At 72.6% G+C, this 13,752-nt stretch carries 13 protein-coding genes and 1 pseudogene; 10 read left to right on the top strand and 4 right to left on the bottom strand.

What is annotated here, in order from left to right:
• Positions 1-192, top strand: a 192-nt coding sequence (locus BL253_RS10965; protein ID WP_420801642.1) for a WD40 repeat domain-containing protein, incomplete at its 5' end; no start/stop codon positions are given.
• Between the two features lie 1,072 nt (positions 193-1,264).
• Complete coding sequence (locus tag BL253_RS40235; RefSeq protein WP_096335971.1) at positions 1,265-2,143, top strand: hypothetical protein; 879 nt, start codon at positions 1,265-1,267, stop codon at positions 2,141-2,143.
• A 5-nt stretch (positions 2,144-2,148) separates the two neighbouring features.
• On the opposite strand, the gene BL253_RS10955 is transcribed toward BL253_RS40235, so the two are convergent.
• Positions 2,149-2,781, bottom strand: coding sequence for a MerR family transcriptional regulator (locus BL253_RS10955; RefSeq protein ID WP_076816082.1), 633 nt, complete (start codon positions 2,779-2,781; stop codon positions 2,149-2,151).
• Between the two features lie 350 nt (positions 2,782-3,131).
• Between BL253_RS10955 and BL253_RS10950 the strand changes: the two genes are divergently transcribed.
• Together BL253_RS10950 and BL253_RS10945 are read left to right on the top strand one after the other, a co-directional pair.
• Positions 3,132-3,791 (top strand): HAD family hydrolase, encoded by a 660-nt coding sequence (locus BL253_RS10950; RefSeq protein WP_076816080.1) that lies wholly within the window; start codon positions 3,132-3,134, stop codon positions 3,789-3,791.
• A 127-nt stretch (positions 3,792-3,918) separates the two neighbouring features.
• Positions 3,919-4,287, top strand: a complete 369-nt coding sequence (locus BL253_RS10945; RefSeq protein ID WP_076816078.1) for an FKBP-type peptidyl-prolyl cis-trans isomerase — start codon at positions 3,919-3,921, stop codon at positions 4,285-4,287.
• Between the two features lie 159 nt (positions 4,288-4,446).
• Here BL253_RS10945 and BL253_RS10940 read toward each other — a convergent pair whose 3' ends face one another.
• Positions 4,447-5,055, bottom strand: coding sequence for an FMN-binding negative transcriptional regulator (locus BL253_RS10940; protein WP_076816076.1), 609 nt, complete (start codon positions 5,053-5,055; stop codon positions 4,447-4,449).
• A 234-nt stretch (positions 5,056-5,289) separates the two neighbouring features.
• On the opposite strand from BL253_RS10940, the pseudogene BL253_RS10935 reads away from it, so the two are divergent.
• Together BL253_RS10935 and BL253_RS10930 are read left to right on the top strand one after the other, a co-directional pair.
• Positions 5,290-6,120: pseudogene (locus BL253_RS10935) on the top strand (patatin-like phospholipase family protein); the annotation flags it as partial.
• 254 nt (positions 6,121-6,374) lie between these two features.
• Complete coding sequence (locus tag BL253_RS10930; protein WP_076816075.1) at positions 6,375-7,391, top strand: 1-acyl-sn-glycerol-3-phosphate acyltransferase; 1,017 nt, start codon at positions 6,375-6,377, stop codon at positions 7,389-7,391.
• A gap of 359 nt (positions 7,392-7,750) precedes the next feature.
• On the opposite strand, the gene BL253_RS10920 is transcribed toward BL253_RS10930, so the two are convergent.
• Entirely contained in the window at positions 7,751-8,296 is a 546-nt protein-coding gene (locus BL253_RS10920; protein ID WP_131831479.1) for a hypothetical protein, read from the bottom strand.
• Between the two features lie 525 nt (positions 8,297-8,821).
• Positions 8,822-9,349, bottom strand: a complete 528-nt coding sequence (locus BL253_RS10915) for a winged helix-turn-helix transcriptional regulator (protein ID WP_081438214.1) — start codon at positions 9,347-9,349, stop codon at positions 8,822-8,824.
• An 88-nt stretch (positions 9,350-9,437) separates the two neighbouring features.
• Here BL253_RS10915 and BL253_RS10910 point away from each other — a divergent pair, with 88 nt between their 5' ends.
• The 4 genes from BL253_RS10910 to BL253_RS10895 all read left to right on the top strand — a co-directional run bounded on the left by BL253_RS10910 (position 9,438) and on the right by BL253_RS10895 (position 13,719).
• Positions 9,438-9,995 (top strand): pyridoxamine 5'-phosphate oxidase family protein, encoded by a 558-nt coding sequence (locus BL253_RS10910; RefSeq protein WP_076816069.1) that lies wholly within the window; start codon positions 9,438-9,440, stop codon positions 9,993-9,995.
• A 320-nt stretch (positions 9,996-10,315) separates the two neighbouring features.
• On the top strand, positions 10,316-11,443 hold the full coding sequence (locus BL253_RS10905) for a glycoside hydrolase family 26 protein (RefSeq protein WP_241834699.1): 1,128 nt from the start codon (positions 10,316-10,318) through the stop codon (positions 11,441-11,443).
• Positions 11,444-11,638: 195 nt separating this feature from the next.
• Positions 11,639-13,045 (top strand): sensor histidine kinase, encoded by a 1,407-nt coding sequence (locus tag BL253_RS10900; RefSeq protein WP_241834698.1) that lies wholly within the window; start codon positions 11,639-11,641, stop codon positions 13,043-13,045.
• Positions 13,042-13,719, top strand: a complete 678-nt coding sequence (locus BL253_RS10895; RefSeq protein ID WP_076816065.1) for a response regulator transcription factor — start codon at positions 13,042-13,044, stop codon at positions 13,717-13,719. Before BL253_RS10900 ends, BL253_RS10895 begins: the two co-directional genes overlap by 4 nt.
• Positions 13,720-13,752: the final 33 nt, after the last annotated feature.

The following is a 13,752-nucleotide window of genomic DNA, read 5'->3' as shown; positions in this document are numbered from 1 at the left end:
ACCCTTGCCAGCGCCAGCGCCGACCGCACGGTGCGGCTGTGGGATGTCTCTGACCGCTCGGCCCCGCGCCCGCTCGGCTCCCCCCTCACCGGCCACACCGGCTCCGTGTTGTCGGTGGCGTTTGCGCCGGACGGGCGCACCCTTGCCAGCGCCAGCACCGACCACACGGTGCGGCTGTGGGAAATCAGTTGACCGGACCCGCCAACCATGAAGACCCAGGTCAACCCCCGTATCCGAGTTTTGGCGCCCTACAGGCTTTCCCGAGGGAAGCGCATCGCGGCGACCCGGGCCTGGCCGCGGGGCGGCGCACGGTGTCGGCGAGGAGGCATTGCACGGCGGGGTGGGCGTAGATAATGGTGCTATGACCGATGACGGTCGGGAGCAACCTGGCCGAGGAATGCGGCCGGAGAGACCTACGGATCGGGTGTGGACGGGGCCTGTCCCGAGGCGTCCGGCCGGACCTGATCTCGGCTGGGACCAGAGACGGGAAGCGCGGCTACGTCAGGCGGACCGAACTCGAAGCTGCGAGGGTACCGGTCTGCCGCCCGCCGCATTGGCCGAATGGAACAAGAAGGTCGCGGCACGGGCGGCGGCCGGAGAGCGAACCCTGGTCCCGGTCTACGAGCAGGACGGCGTGCCTGTTATCGGCAGCTTCGCAGTCGGTTCCGCCCCGCCCGGCTAGGGCGGCCCGGGCGTGTGCGGCGCGTTGCTGCTCCAGCCAGCGACGCTTCGGTTGAGTGATACTACGGCAGAGACGGCTCTGAATTCGCGGGTTTGAGGACCTGGCCCTTACGGCTGGGGCTGGAGTGATCGCTTCGGTGCGCCGGTGCGCCCACTCGTCAGGGCGTGYCCACAGCGTCCCGCCGGCTGGCCCGGGGCAGAGGGATCAGGCACACGCCCATCTTCGCCGCGGTAGCGGAGGCGACGCGGGTGCTGGACGTCGCCGGCCGGCGACGTCCAGCAGAACTGCCATCGGAACCCGGTAAGTCAGCACTGCTCCTAGTGACACCGAGGCTGGGAACCCCCTGGCAACGCGCGACCGATTGGAAGATCGACCGGAGAACCTACAGGGATGGATGGATGGATGTCATCGGCGAGAGAGGCCGGCGTCGAATTGTGTCCGAATGATTACTGAAAACCGATGTCCGAAATTGGACTGCGCGTCGGCCGACACGCTCTGTCGCCGGACTGACGGCGCGAAGCGTGGTGATCGGACTAAATCGTCCGCACAATTGGTCCGTCACCAACGGGAGGGATTCGGGTCATGGCCATGCACCACGGCGCCGACAGTGGCCGCATCGGCCGTCAGAATTCATCGACCGGCCGCGAGCCGAGACGGCGTGGCCACCCGCGGGCCTCTGTCCGCACCGGCCAGGGTGCCACCCGGGCCATCCACGGGCTCATGGTCGGCGCGCTGGTGGCCGGGCCGCTCGCGGTCCTCACGGCGACGTCGGCCCGGGCCGACGTCGCCGACGGTTCCTTGTTCGACCGCCCCCTGGACGTGCGGATCGACATCGACGACTCGGTCGGCCGGCCGCCGGCGATCGACCTGGACACGCTCGGCCGCGCGGCCGCGGGCATCGCGGGCGACCTGCTGCCCGCGCCAGGGACCGCGCCGGGCTCGGGCACCGCGACGGGCTCGGGCTCGGGCACCGCGACAGGCTCGGGCACCGCGACGAGCGGCGGCGCGGGCACAGGCTCGGATACGGGCGGCTCCGGGCGCGCCCCCGCGCCGGCCGGCCCGGCGCCGGGCGCGGGCGCTCCGGCGGATTCCGGTCCCGCCCCGGCGGGCGCGGGCGAGGCCGGCGTCCTGACGGATCCCCTGGACGCGAACGTCGACGGCGACGACCAGGCCGATCCCGCGGCGTCGACCTCCACCGCGGACGGCGCGTCCGCACCCGCCTCGCCGGCAGACGTCTCGCCGGCAGCCGCCGACCAGGCCCTCGCGGCGTCGGCGCCCGGCACGGGGGCGAGCGCCACCGGGGGGAATGGTGAGCTGGTCGTCGCCCACGGCAGCCTGCTCTCCTCCTCCGACAGCTCCGCGATCGTCGCCCTCGACGTCCTCGCGGTGCTGCTGGCCGGCGCCGGGCTGGCCGGCATTCCCGCGTCCGCCCTGCTCACCCGCCGTCGCGTGTCGCGATAGCGCCGTCAGGAGGATGGCGTCTCTCGCGGTGACGCGTGGGCGTTCTCGCGCGCGACGAAGCGAAGGATCGCCTCACGGTCGGGGCCGGGCGCGTGCCGCCCGTGGGTCGCGTCGCCCGCGCGCGGCTGGACCGGCGTCGCCGCGGCCGACGCGGAGCCGGGGAGCGGGAGGACGCCGTCGATGATGAGCTGGCCAGGCTGGCTGTCGCCCTCCCAGGTTCCGTCGGGGTGGCGGATGAAGAGCTCACCAGCCAGCACGGCGAAGCGGGGGAGGCCGGCCGCCGGCGACTCCGGCGGGCCTGGCAACGGCGAGCCGCCGGCGAAGGGCTCGAAGGGCGGCTCGTGATCGTGGACGGCGGCCCAGCTGGCCTGTAGCCGATCGGCCGCGGCACGGATCCGAGCGATGCTGACACCAGCCCGCCGCAGCGCCGCGATCGTGCGGGCCTGCGTCATCTCCGCGGTCCCGGGCCGCAGCAACCCAGACCTGCGCCAGTACGCGATCTGGCGTTCGGTCGTGAGGCGTGGCCGCCCCATCCTCGCCAACCGCCGCCCCGCGGCGCCGGGCTCGTCCGCGGACGTGCGGGCAGCGGCCTCGGTGAGTGGCTCGCCGGAGGGTGGGAGCGCGGGCCCGCCCGTCATGGGATGAACTTACGCCCGCGCGGTGACAAGCCAGGCCGGCTCGGCCGCCGGTGCCAGCCACGCCAGCGATGTGCCGGGGGCTGCCTACCATCCCCACCGGGGACCGGGACAAGCCGGACGAGGATCTCCGGCCCGCGCGAGGACGCCCCTTTTCGCGCTGAACGGGGAGCCCTCGATGTTTTCCAACGCCGGCCTCACCCCGCTGGAAAGCGACCCACGGCCTCGCGACGGAGATGGTGTGGGGGCAACTCGGTCGCGTTCCATCGACCTACCTCGGCAATCGGCCGCCGCGCCCGCGCACCCGATGGGAAACCCTTCATTCCCGGGCCGATCGTGACAGAATCCTGGGCGTGCTACGGGGGATATTTTTTGATCTTGACGACACGCTCGTCGACCAGCGGTCGGCGGCGACCGCGGCTGTCGTCGAATGGGCCGCGGGCCATGGTGTCACCGACGAGCTGGTCGGTGAGCGCTGGGCGAGCGTCTCCGAGACCCATTACGCCCGCTACCAGCGTCGGGAGATCACCTTCACCGAGCAGCGACGCGCCCGGGTGCGGGAGTTTCTCTCGCTCGAGATGGCGGACGACGAGGCCGACATCATCTTCGCCGGATATCTCGTCCGTTACGAAGCCGGCTGGACGGCCTTCGACGACGCCGTTCCCGCTCTCCGCCGCGCCCGCGCGGCCGGGCTGACCGTGGCCATCTTCACGAACGGGATCGAGGAACAACAGCGACTCAAGCTCACCCGTCTCGGCCTGATCGATGAGATCGATCTCCTTATCACGTCGTCCGTGCTGCCCGCGGGAAAACCCGACCCACGTGCCTTCAAGGGTGCTCTCGACATTCTGGGCGCGACGGCCGACGAAGCCCTGATGGTCGGTGACTCGCTGGAAAAGGACATTCTCGGCGCCGTCGAGGCCGGTGTCGGCGCGGTCCTGGTCGACCGTCACGGCGCTCACCTGACGGCTGACGTCCCGAGAGTCAGCACCCTTCACGACCTCGTGTTCTGACTGCCGTCCGACCGCCGTCCGACCGCCGGTCGCGAGCGTCGATCCCGGTCGCCCGCCCCTGGTCACGAGCGCCGATCCCCGGCCGCCGGTCGCGGTCGGCGCGGCGCCGCGCCCGTAGGGTGGGGCAATGGAGAAGCCCGAAATCGACTTCGTGGATCCGACCCCGCCGGCCGACCTGGTCGTCAAGGATGTCGTCGAGGGAGACGGCGCGCCGGCAGTCGCTGGTCGGAACGTGTCGGTTCACTACGTCGGCGTCGCCCACAGCACGGGCGAGGAGTTCGACGCCTCGTACAACCGCGGCCAGCCGTTCCGGTTCCGTCTCGGCGCCGGCCAGGTCATCGCCGGCTGGGACCAGGGTGTGCAGGGGATGAAGGTTGGCGGCCGCCGTCAGCTCGTCATTCCGCCGCACCTCGGCTATGGCGCGCGTGGCGCCGGCCGCGACATCAAGCCCAACGAGACCCTGATCTTCGTCGTCGACCTGCTCGGCGTCAGCTGACCTCACCTGCCCGAACCGGCTGTCCGTCCGAGCCGTCGCCCGGCCGCGGGCGTTCTTTCGCGCGATAGGGGAGTTGGGAGTCCCTCTCGCGTGCCCGGCCGGTGGTGTCCGCGTCGTCCACGATGGCGCGCGACCCGGACACCACCGGCCCGCCGGGTGTCACAGGGACCCGGACACCATCCGGGCCCGCGCGTCCGGGTCGGTGAGCGCGGCGAGCACGCCCGCGCGATCCGCCTCGGACCTGTTCTGGCTCCACTTGGCCTTCGCCTCGACGGACTCGACGCGCAGCGAGACGCCGACGACCGCGCGCAGCATTCCGTCGACATACCGCTCGGGGGCGTCGGTGACCGCCCAGGGGTGTTCCCGGCCGGCCTCGTGCCGGTCCGTCAGCCCGGTGACGGCCGCGCGCAGCCATTCCGGGTCGTCATGCACGGTGACCGGGCCGCGCAGGTGGACGGCCGAGTAGTTCCACGTCGGCACGACCCTGCCGCCGTGCTCGGCTTTCGTGGGGTACCACGACGGCGAGACGTATGCCTCCGGGCCGTTGACCACGAGCAGCCCCGCCGCGCCGTCCCGCATCCGCCGCCAGTGGTCGTTCGCCCGGGCGAAGTGCGCGACAAGCAGGTCGGCCTCCCACAGGACCGGCAGCAAGGTCGCGTCCGCGGTCCCGTCCGGCCCGACGGTCACCAGCGTCCCCGACCCGCGTTCCGCGACGAACTCCCGGATCAGCGCCTCGTCATCGACACGGTTGGCCGTGGGCACATACACCCCGCCACCCTATGGCGCGCGGCGGCCATCCCGGCCGGCGTCGCCGGCCCCCGAGGATCCGCCGCCCCGAGGATCCGCCGCCCCGCGGATCCGTCACGTCGGACAGGACGCGGCGTCGACGTCGGCTCCCGCGAGGCGGTTCTCACCCGCGTCTGGCGGGCGACGCGCAAGGGTGATGTGAGCCTTCGGCGCGTCGTCGGCTTCGCCGGGCGGCCGCATGGGTAGCAGCGTCCGGTGACCACGATTTCGCCAGCCTCCCCAGTGGGCCCTGTCGCGTTCGTGCTGGGCGGCGGCGGGGTGCTCGGCGCCGCCGAGGTCGGCATGCTCGACGCCCTGCTGGAGGCCGGTTGCCGGCCGGATCTGGTCGTCGGGACGTCGGTCGGGGCCATCAACGGCGCCGCGGTCGCGGCCAACCCGACAGCCGAGGCCATCGGGCTGCTGACCGAGCTGTGGTCGGACCTTGGCAGATCCGACGTGTTCGCGGGCGGCCCGGCGAAACAACTGGCGACGGTCGTCCAGCACGGCCACCTGCACTCGAACGCCTCGCTGCGCCAGATGCTGCGCGCGCATCTGGCCGCGACGTTCGAGGAGCTGCCGGTGCGGTTCCAGTGCGTGGCCGCCAGCATCGAGCGCGCGACGGCACGCTGGTTCGACCAGGGGCCGCTGGTCGACGCGGTGCTCGCGTCCTGCGCCGTGCCCGCGCTGCTCCCGCCGGTGAAGATCGGCGACGAGCACTACATCGACGGCGGTCTCATCGACAGCACCCCGGTCGGCAGGGCCGTGGCCCTCGGCGCGCGGACGGTCTACGTGCTGCACGTCGGCCGGATCGAGCGGCCGCTGCGCCCCGGTCGCTGGCCGTGGGAGGCGGGGCTGGTCGCCTTCGAGATCGCCCGGCGCCGTGGCTTCGCCGACGCGATGGCGAGCCTGCCGGAGGGGGTGACGGTGCACGTCCTGCCGGTAGGTGACGACAGCGGGACGCCGCTGCTCGGACTGCGCTACCGGTCCGCGTCCGGGGTGCGCCGCCGGATCGAGCAGGCCCGCCGCGCCACCACCGAGTACCTCGAACGGTCCGGGACCAGCGTCCCGGCCAACCACCCGATCCGCTCGGAGCCCGGGGCTGGCGAGGCTGGCGCGGCCAACAAGGCAGCCGCGGTCAACACGGCGGCCGGAGCCGGTGAGGCCGGCGTGATCGGTGAGGCCGCCGGCATCGCCGAGGCCGCGGGCGCCGCCGAGACTTCCGGCGTTTCCGAGCCCGCCCGGTCCGCCGGACCGGGCGGTTCCGCGGGGCCGGGCAGGGCCGGCGGTTCGGGCGGCACCAGGTGAGGGTGCCGCCCCGCGCCGTCCGTCGCCTTCTCATCGACCCGCTGTTCGTCCCCGTCGCGGTCGCGGTGGCGGCTCTCTGCGTCGTGGTGACGGTGCTCGGGCTGGCCGGCGCGCCGCTCAACCGGCGGCTGCGGCTGAGCCGGGTAACCGCCCTCGGCGCGGTCTACCTCGTCGCCGAGGCCGCCGTGATCGTCGCCGGCTTCGGGCTGTGGCTGGTCCGGCCACTGCTGCGGTCGCGGTGGGAGCGGACCCATCTGGCGCTGCTGCGCGGCATGCTCACGCTGCTCGTGGCGGCGGCCGGGAAGCTGACGAGGTTCCGGCTGACCGTGCGGGAGCCGCCCGCCGGGACGTTCGAGTGCGCCGGGCGCCCCGTGCTGGTGGCCAGCCGGCATGCCGGCGCCGGGGACTCGTTCGCGCTCGTCCACCTGGTGCTCAACCGCTACCGCCGTACTCCGCGGGTCGTCCTGCTGGCCAGCCTCCAGCTCGACCCGGGGATCGACATCCTGCTGGGCCGGCTCGGGGCCTGCTTCCTGCGGAGCGACGGCGCCGACCCGACGGCGGTCGCCCGGGTCAACGCGCTCGCGTCCCGGCTGACCGGCCGGGACGCCCTGGTCATCTTCCCGGAGGGCGCGAACTTCACCGCCAGGCGCCGCCGCCGCGTCATCGTCGGCCTGCGCCGCCGGGGGCAGAACCGCCGGGCGCGGGTGGCCGAGGACCTCACCCACGTGCTCCCGCCGAGGCCCGCCGGAGTGCTGGCGGCGCTGGACGCGGGCACCGTCGCCGGGACGGCTGTGGTCGCCCACACGGGCCTGGACCGGCTGACCAGCCTGAGCCAGATCTGGCGGGCCCTTCCGCTGGCGGTGCCGATGGAGGTGCGCTGGTGGTGGTTCCCGGCCGATGAGCTGCCCGCGGCGGGCGGGGAGCGCGCGGACTGGCTGACCATGCACTGGGCGGTGGTCGACGCCTGGATCGACGCGCACGGCCCTACCGGCCCGCAACCGGCTCAGGCCTGACACTCCCGCCCGCGCAGGCACCCACGGCCTGGCGAAACAATGATCAGGAGAAGTCCTTCTCCGCGCCGTGCCACGATCGCGCCCGGAGGTTCCGATTCGCCGATCGCGCTCGGAATCCTGTTCGCCGCCGAACACTTCTGGCAGCCGGCGGACTYCATCCTGGTCGCCACGGCCCAGGTGGCGCTCAGCCTCTACACCCGCTGCTACCGCGGCCTCGACGTCGCCATCGCCACGCACTGGACCGTCAACACCCTCGTCATCACCATCACCACGGTCCTAGGTAGGTGTTCTCCGTGTCGCACCTTCGTCGCGAGAACAGGGGGCCGCGAATCCCGAGAAGGCGGTCCGACCGGTGGTACTCATTGAGGCGCTGTCAGCCCGGCTACCGACTCGACGACACCGCGCCGCCGGCTGATCTCCCTCTTGAGCGCGGATTCGGGCAGCTCCGTGACGTTGATGTCCCCGCCTCGGGGGACCAGGGTGTGGAAACGGAGATCCGTGCTGTACCTGGTCGAGAAGATGTAGATGCGGCCCGACGACAGCGGCAGGTCGTCGGCGAACACGACCAGCCGGTTCTCCGCCGGGTCGTAGCCACCCTGCTGGTTCACGGTCACCTCGGCGGGAAGGGTGCCCTTGATGTTCTCCAGGACCCTGACCCTGAACTGGACCTCGAGCCCGTCCTCCGTCCTGCTGCCCACCCGTCCGATGACCCGTCCGACGAAGACGTTGTCCGCGAAGACGGTCACCTGCTTCTCGTCGTCGATGTCGAACGCGAAGCTGGCGTGCATCTCGTCGACCCGCAGATCGCCGTTCCTCTCTCGCTCCCAGGCGAGGAGAACACCCGCGGCCACGGCCGCACCCGACGCGAAGACAGCGGTCCTGACGACCCACTCTTTCGGTATCACGGTAAGGAGTTCTCCTGGAAGCCAGTCAGATACGTCAGATGAGGCTGTCGGCATGGAGGACGGCTGAGAAGGCTACACGGTGGCCCGGGCGAGGCGCGGTGGGCTTGGTGCGTGAGTTCGGCACCTGGTCCGGCAGGGCCAGCGGTGTCAGGCCAACGGGATGGACTTGATGAGGCCCTCCTTGAGGGCGTCGCCAAAGTTCTTCTTGTTGGGGTAGCCGGGTCCCCACCAGAACATGCGAATCGGACTGGTCGCCACGCCGTCAGTGTGTCCCGGTCGCCGTTGAGAGTCCAGTACGTGAGTGATGTCGGCTTACACGTACTTTGTGCTGTGGGCGCGCGGGTCCGGTCGCGCCGGCTCKGCGCGTCGACGCGGCCGGCAACCGTCCCGCAGAGTGGCAATCGGCAGTGCGGAAAGGCCCCGTTTCCAACCAGCCGGACAATCTGTCCAGAAGCCTGGGCGGCTTGACGGGCATGAATGCGTCGGAGCCTCGAAGTGAGTCCCACCCCAAGGCATACACACCGTTCAGGTCCCTGAATGACCGCCCGGCCCGAGCCGCGCTGACGGACCGGATCCGTGCGAGATGTGCGCCTGGGCTCCGGCGKCCATTCCCGGCCCCGGCAGGACGTCGATGGTGTCGGCGTGCATGGGCTGGTCGCAGTGCTCGCAGCGCAGGTCGGCTGGGGTGATGTGACCGCAGGGGCGGTGCCGGTAGAGGACGGGCGGGCCGGCTGGTCCAGCCAGCCAGCGGTCGCCGAATCGGGCCATGACGATGAGGACGTCGCACAGGTCGACGCCCTGGCTGGTCAGGACGTATTCGTGGCGCGGGGGGCGGGCCGAGTATTCGTGACGGGTGAGCACACCACGTTCGACGAGCCATTTCAGGCGCTCGGTGAGGACCTTGCGGGAGATCCCGAGGTCGGCCTGGATCTGATCGAAGYGGCGGATCCCGACCATGACGTCGCGCAGGATCAGCGGCGACCAGGGCTCGCCGATCAGATCGAGCGTCCGCGCGATCGAGCAGACCATGTCGCCGAACTGGGTGCGTTGCACATCGCCAGGCTAGCGGATCGGGTTCCCTTAGGGAACTGACGCTGGTACCGTTCGTTCCCTAAGGGAACCGACTGAAGGGACGCCGCCGATGAGCCCGGCCACCACGGACGCCGCTCCGGGACCGCTGACGCCGCCGCGGCAGGGCGACCCGGCCCTGCTCGACACCGCGACCGCCCGACGCCTGCTGGTCTCGACCAGCCCGGCGCGATTCGCCTACGTCGCGTTGGACGGGACGCCTCGGGTGGTGCCGACCTGGTTCCACTGGACCGGTCGCGAACTGGTGATGGCCACCTATGTCGCCGGACCTCGCATCGGTATCCGGCATCCCGCGAACCGGCTCGCGGCGCTGCGGCGCCGGCCCGAGGCCGCCGTGACCATCGACACCGACGGCTTCCCGCCCGAGTCGCTCAGCCTGCGCGGGCCGGTGGAGGTCACCGAGGTGCCCGGCCTGGCGCCGGAGTACGTCGCGGCCGCTCGTCGCTACCTCGGACCGGAGGCCGCCGCCGGCATGCTCGGCCAGCTGGACGCGCCGGGCACGGTCCAGGCCCGCATCGCGCTGCGGCCGGACTGGGTCGGCCTTCTGGACTTCGCCGGCCGCAAGCCCAGCGCGCAGGGCGGCGTCGACCCGGAGGCGCGGCTGGCCTGACCGCCGCGCGGCCTGACCGCCGCGCGGCCAGACCCGCCGAGTTCCAGTCGCCGTCAGTGGGCGAGGGCGGCGCTGACCCTGGTTCTGTCGCGCGCGGTCGCCGGGACCGCCGCCCACAACGGATGCGCGCCGGCTGGAACCGAACGGTGGGTATGCGTCGTCGGGTCCGGGTGACAATCCCCGCCAAGACCGGCAAATCTTACGTAGGGTCAGGGTCGCCAGCGGTGCGGCGTTCTCGTTACGTCCGGCTCGCCGGTCTGGAGGCCGGGACGCGACCGTGGGGGGCGCCGACCGGCATCGCCGTCATGGAGGGGTGACGCGTGGGTGAGCGCCGTGGCACAGGTCTGACGTCGGGCGAGCCACCCAGCACTGTCGTGCGTCCCGGGCGGGGGCATGCGCGAGGTGCCGGCCGCTGGCGGGCGCGCGGCCGCGCCACCAGGACGGCGGGCGCGCTCGTGGCGATGCTGGTCGCGCTGACGGGGCTCGCCGCCTGCTCGGGCGGGTCGGGCAGGGACAAGAAGCCGGACGCGACGAGCCCGTTGGTCGAGGGGACGGGTGTGCGCTGGCTCTCGGGAGCGAACGCGAACGCTCCGGAGGACGTCGAGCCCTGGAAGCAGCTCACCGGCAGGGACGTGGGCCTGGCGATGATGTTCGTGACCCGCGACAGCTGGGAGCTCGTCGAGTCGCCGGGGTGGCCGCTGGAGGCCTTCACCCCTGACAGGTGGCCCGGGCAGATGTCGGTCGCGGTGCCGATGTGGCCGGCGGTCAAGCAGGGCGACACCCTGGTCCCGCTCGGCAACGAGGACGAGTGCGCCGCCGGCGCCTACGACCAGCACTGGGCGCAGTTCGGCTCGAACCTGCTGAAGTACGGCCGTGGCAACGCGATCGTGCGCCTCGGCTGGGAGTTCAACGGCGAGTGGTTCCCGTGGTACCCGAACGACACCGAGGTCTGGAAGACGTGCTTCCGGCGCGAGGTGGACGCGCTGCGCTCCACCGCGCCCGACGTCCAGATCGACTGGACGATGACCATGGGCCGGGACAAGATGCCGAACGGCGACGACGTGTGGAACGCGTACCCGGGCGACGACCACGTCGACATCATCGGGATCGACTACTACGACATGGCCCCGACGAAGTCGACGCGGAAACTGTGGCACGACGCCTGCCTCGCCGCGTCCGGGCTGTGCACGGTCGTCAAGGAGGCGCGAGCGCACGGCAAGAAGTTCTCCGTGCCCGAGTGGGGCGTGGTCAGCGGTGACGGCGGCGCGGGCGACGACCCGTTCTTCATCGAGCGGATGTACGCGATCTTCCGCGCCAACGCCGACATCGTGGCCTACGAGGTGTACTTCAACAACTCGGAAGCCGGCAATGTGCTTTCGTCGCTCGTCAACCCGGTACTGAACCCGAACTCGGCGAAGCGCTATCAGCAGCTCTTCGGCGCGGGCTGACTGTCCCGTCTCGGCCGTACCCGAACCGATGGAGATCATCAACCCGGTGGTCTGCCGGCGGTCCGGAACCGGCGACATCAGGCGGTGGCACGCGGGAGGGCTTGATATCAGGTCTGACACCGCGACCTGGGGTGGTGGGACGGATGCGACCGTGGGTGGATGTCCGGCGGCGGATCACGGCGATACTGTCGGTGGATGACCAGCCAGCCTGGCGAGCCTGGCCAGGCGGCGCCTCGGGCGACGGGGCCCAGCCCGCCGAGCGCGCAGGCGCCATCGAAGGCGAGCCCGCGGGCGGCGGGGCGCGCCTGGGCGCTCTCCGAGGCCGCTGACGGCCTCGACGCCAAGCGCGGCCTGGTCCCGGTGCTGGCGCTCGCGGTCGCGATCATCGCCGCGACCGCGGACCCGGGGCCGGCCCACGAGCTGGTCTTCCTGGCGGCGCCGGTCGTGGCCTTCGCCGGGTGGGGATATCTGCCCCGTCGCGGGCCGCGCTTCCCGCCCGCCGCGATCCTCCTGCTCTGCGGCGTCGCTGTGATGGTCTCGGCGGTACTCGCGCAGCTCTCCGGCGGGCACGAGCCGGCGATGTTCGAGGTGTCGATCCTCGGGCTGGTCGTCGGGCGCTGGTGCCCGCCGCTGGCCCTGGCGCTCCCGCTCGGCCTGCTCGCGGCGGCGACTCCCGTCGTGGTGTACCTCGTCCAGGACCCGGGCGAGGTCAACGTCGGCATCTGGATACTGGGCATCGTCTTCCCCTGGATCCTGGGCCGCGCCAACGCGCGGGAACGCCGGCTCGCGGCGCTGCTCGACGACAGCCGCCGGGAGCTGGCGCACCAGTCCCTGCTCGACGAGCGGCGCCGGATCGCCCGGGACGTTCATGACCTGGTCGGGCATGGGCTGGCCGCCGTCATGCTGCAGGTGACCAGCGCCCGGCATGTGCTGCACCGGGATCCGGTCGCCGCCGAGGAGGCCCTGCGGTCCGCCGAGGAGGTCGGCAGGCGCAGCATGCGCGAGCTGCGCCGGACCGTCACGCTGCTGCGCACCGACGAGGGGGCCGCCGCGACGGCGCCGCCGGTGTCGGCCGGTGACATCGCGGTCCTCGTGGACGAGGCCCGCGCCGGCGGTCTCGCGGTCGACCTGCGGATGCGCGGGAACCTCGCCGACGTTCCGGCGGGGATCGGGGTCGCGGTGTACCGGATCGCGCAGGAGGCGCTCGCCAACGCGGCGCGGCACGCGCCGCGGGCCCGCACCGACATGCTGCTCGAACGGGCGGAGGACCGGGTCCGACTGGAGGCCACGACGGTGGGGCCGGTGCCGGCGGCCTCGGCCGGTGAGCGGGACCGGCCGCGCTACGGCCTGGCGGGGATGCGCGAACGGGCGACCGTGCTCGGCGGCGCGCTGAGCGCCGGACCGACCCCGGACGGCTGGCGGGTGAGCTGCTGGCTGCCGCTCGACGCCGACGAGGTGGCGGCCAGGACGTTCCTCCTGACCAGGACCGCCGCGCCGGCTGGCGTACCCGCGCCCGGCGTACCCGCGCCCGGCGCGGCCAGCCCGGATGCCGATGGCGATGGCGTGCCGGCTGAGGCGGCCGACGGAGGCCTGGTCTCGTGATCCGGGTGGCGATCGTCGACGACCAGGCCATCATCCGGGCCGGGCTCGCGCGGATCCTGTCACCGGCCGACGGGTTCGAGGTGGTCGCCGAGTGCGCGGACGGCCGGCAGGCGGTGGACCGCCTGCCGGCGCTGCGGCCGGACGTCGTTCTCATGGACATCCGCATGCCGGTTCTGGACGGCATCGCCGCGACGGCCCGGCTGCGGGCCGCCGCGAACGGGTCGGCGGACGGGCCGCTGGTTCTCGTGCTCACGACGTTCGACGAGGACGAGCTGCTGTGGGGAGCCATCGAGGCCGGCGCCGCCGGGTTCGCGCTCAAGGACTCGGCGGCCGAGGACCTGATCGCGGCGGTGCGCACGGTCGCCGCGGGCGGGGCCTGGTTCGCCCCGGGGGTCGCCACCAGGGTGCTGGACCATTACCGCAGGCTGGTGGCACCGGCCGCCCGGCGGTCGATCCGGCTGGAGGCACTCTCGGACCGCGAGCACGCCGTGCTGCGGCTGATGGCCCGCGGCGCCACGAACGGGGAGATCGCCGCGGTCCTGCACGTGGCCGAGGCGACCGTGAAGACCCACGTCGGCGGGATCTTCACCAAGCTCGGCGTGCGCGACCGCGCCGCGGCCATCGTGTTCGCCTACGACCATGGCGTCGTGGCTCCCGGGGGCGATCCGCCGTAGCGCCGCCCGCCACGGCGGCGGCGGCGGACCCCC

Source organism: Pseudofrankia asymbiotica, assembly GCF_001983105.1.
Taxonomy (GTDB): domain Bacteria; phylum Actinomycetota; class Actinomycetes; order Frankiales; family Frankiaceae; genus Pseudofrankia; species Pseudofrankia asymbiotica.
This window is presented reverse-complemented; position numbering and strand designations above follow the sequence as displayed.

Excerpts from the sequence above, each read along its gene's own strand:
- BL253_RS10945 (WP_076816078.1), top strand. The coding sequence starts at position 3,919 with ATGGAGAAGCCCGAAATCGACTTCGTGGATCCGACCCCGCCGGCCGAC.
- BL253_RS40235 (WP_096335971.1), top strand. The coding sequence starts at position 1,265 with ATGGCCATGCACCACGGCGCCGACAGTGGCCGCATCGGCCGTCAGAAT.
- BL253_RS10900 (WP_241834698.1), top strand. The coding sequence starts at position 11,639 with ATGACCAGCCAGCCTGGCGAGCCTGGCCAGGCGGCGCCTCGGGCGACG.
- BL253_RS10955 (WP_076816082.1), bottom strand. The coding sequence starts at position 2,781 with ATGACGGGCGGGCCCGCGCTCCCACCCTCCGGCGAGCCACTCACCGAG.
- BL253_RS10910 (WP_076816069.1), top strand. The coding sequence starts at position 9,438 with ATGAGCCCGGCCACCACGGACGCCGCTCCGGGACCGCTGACGCCGCCG.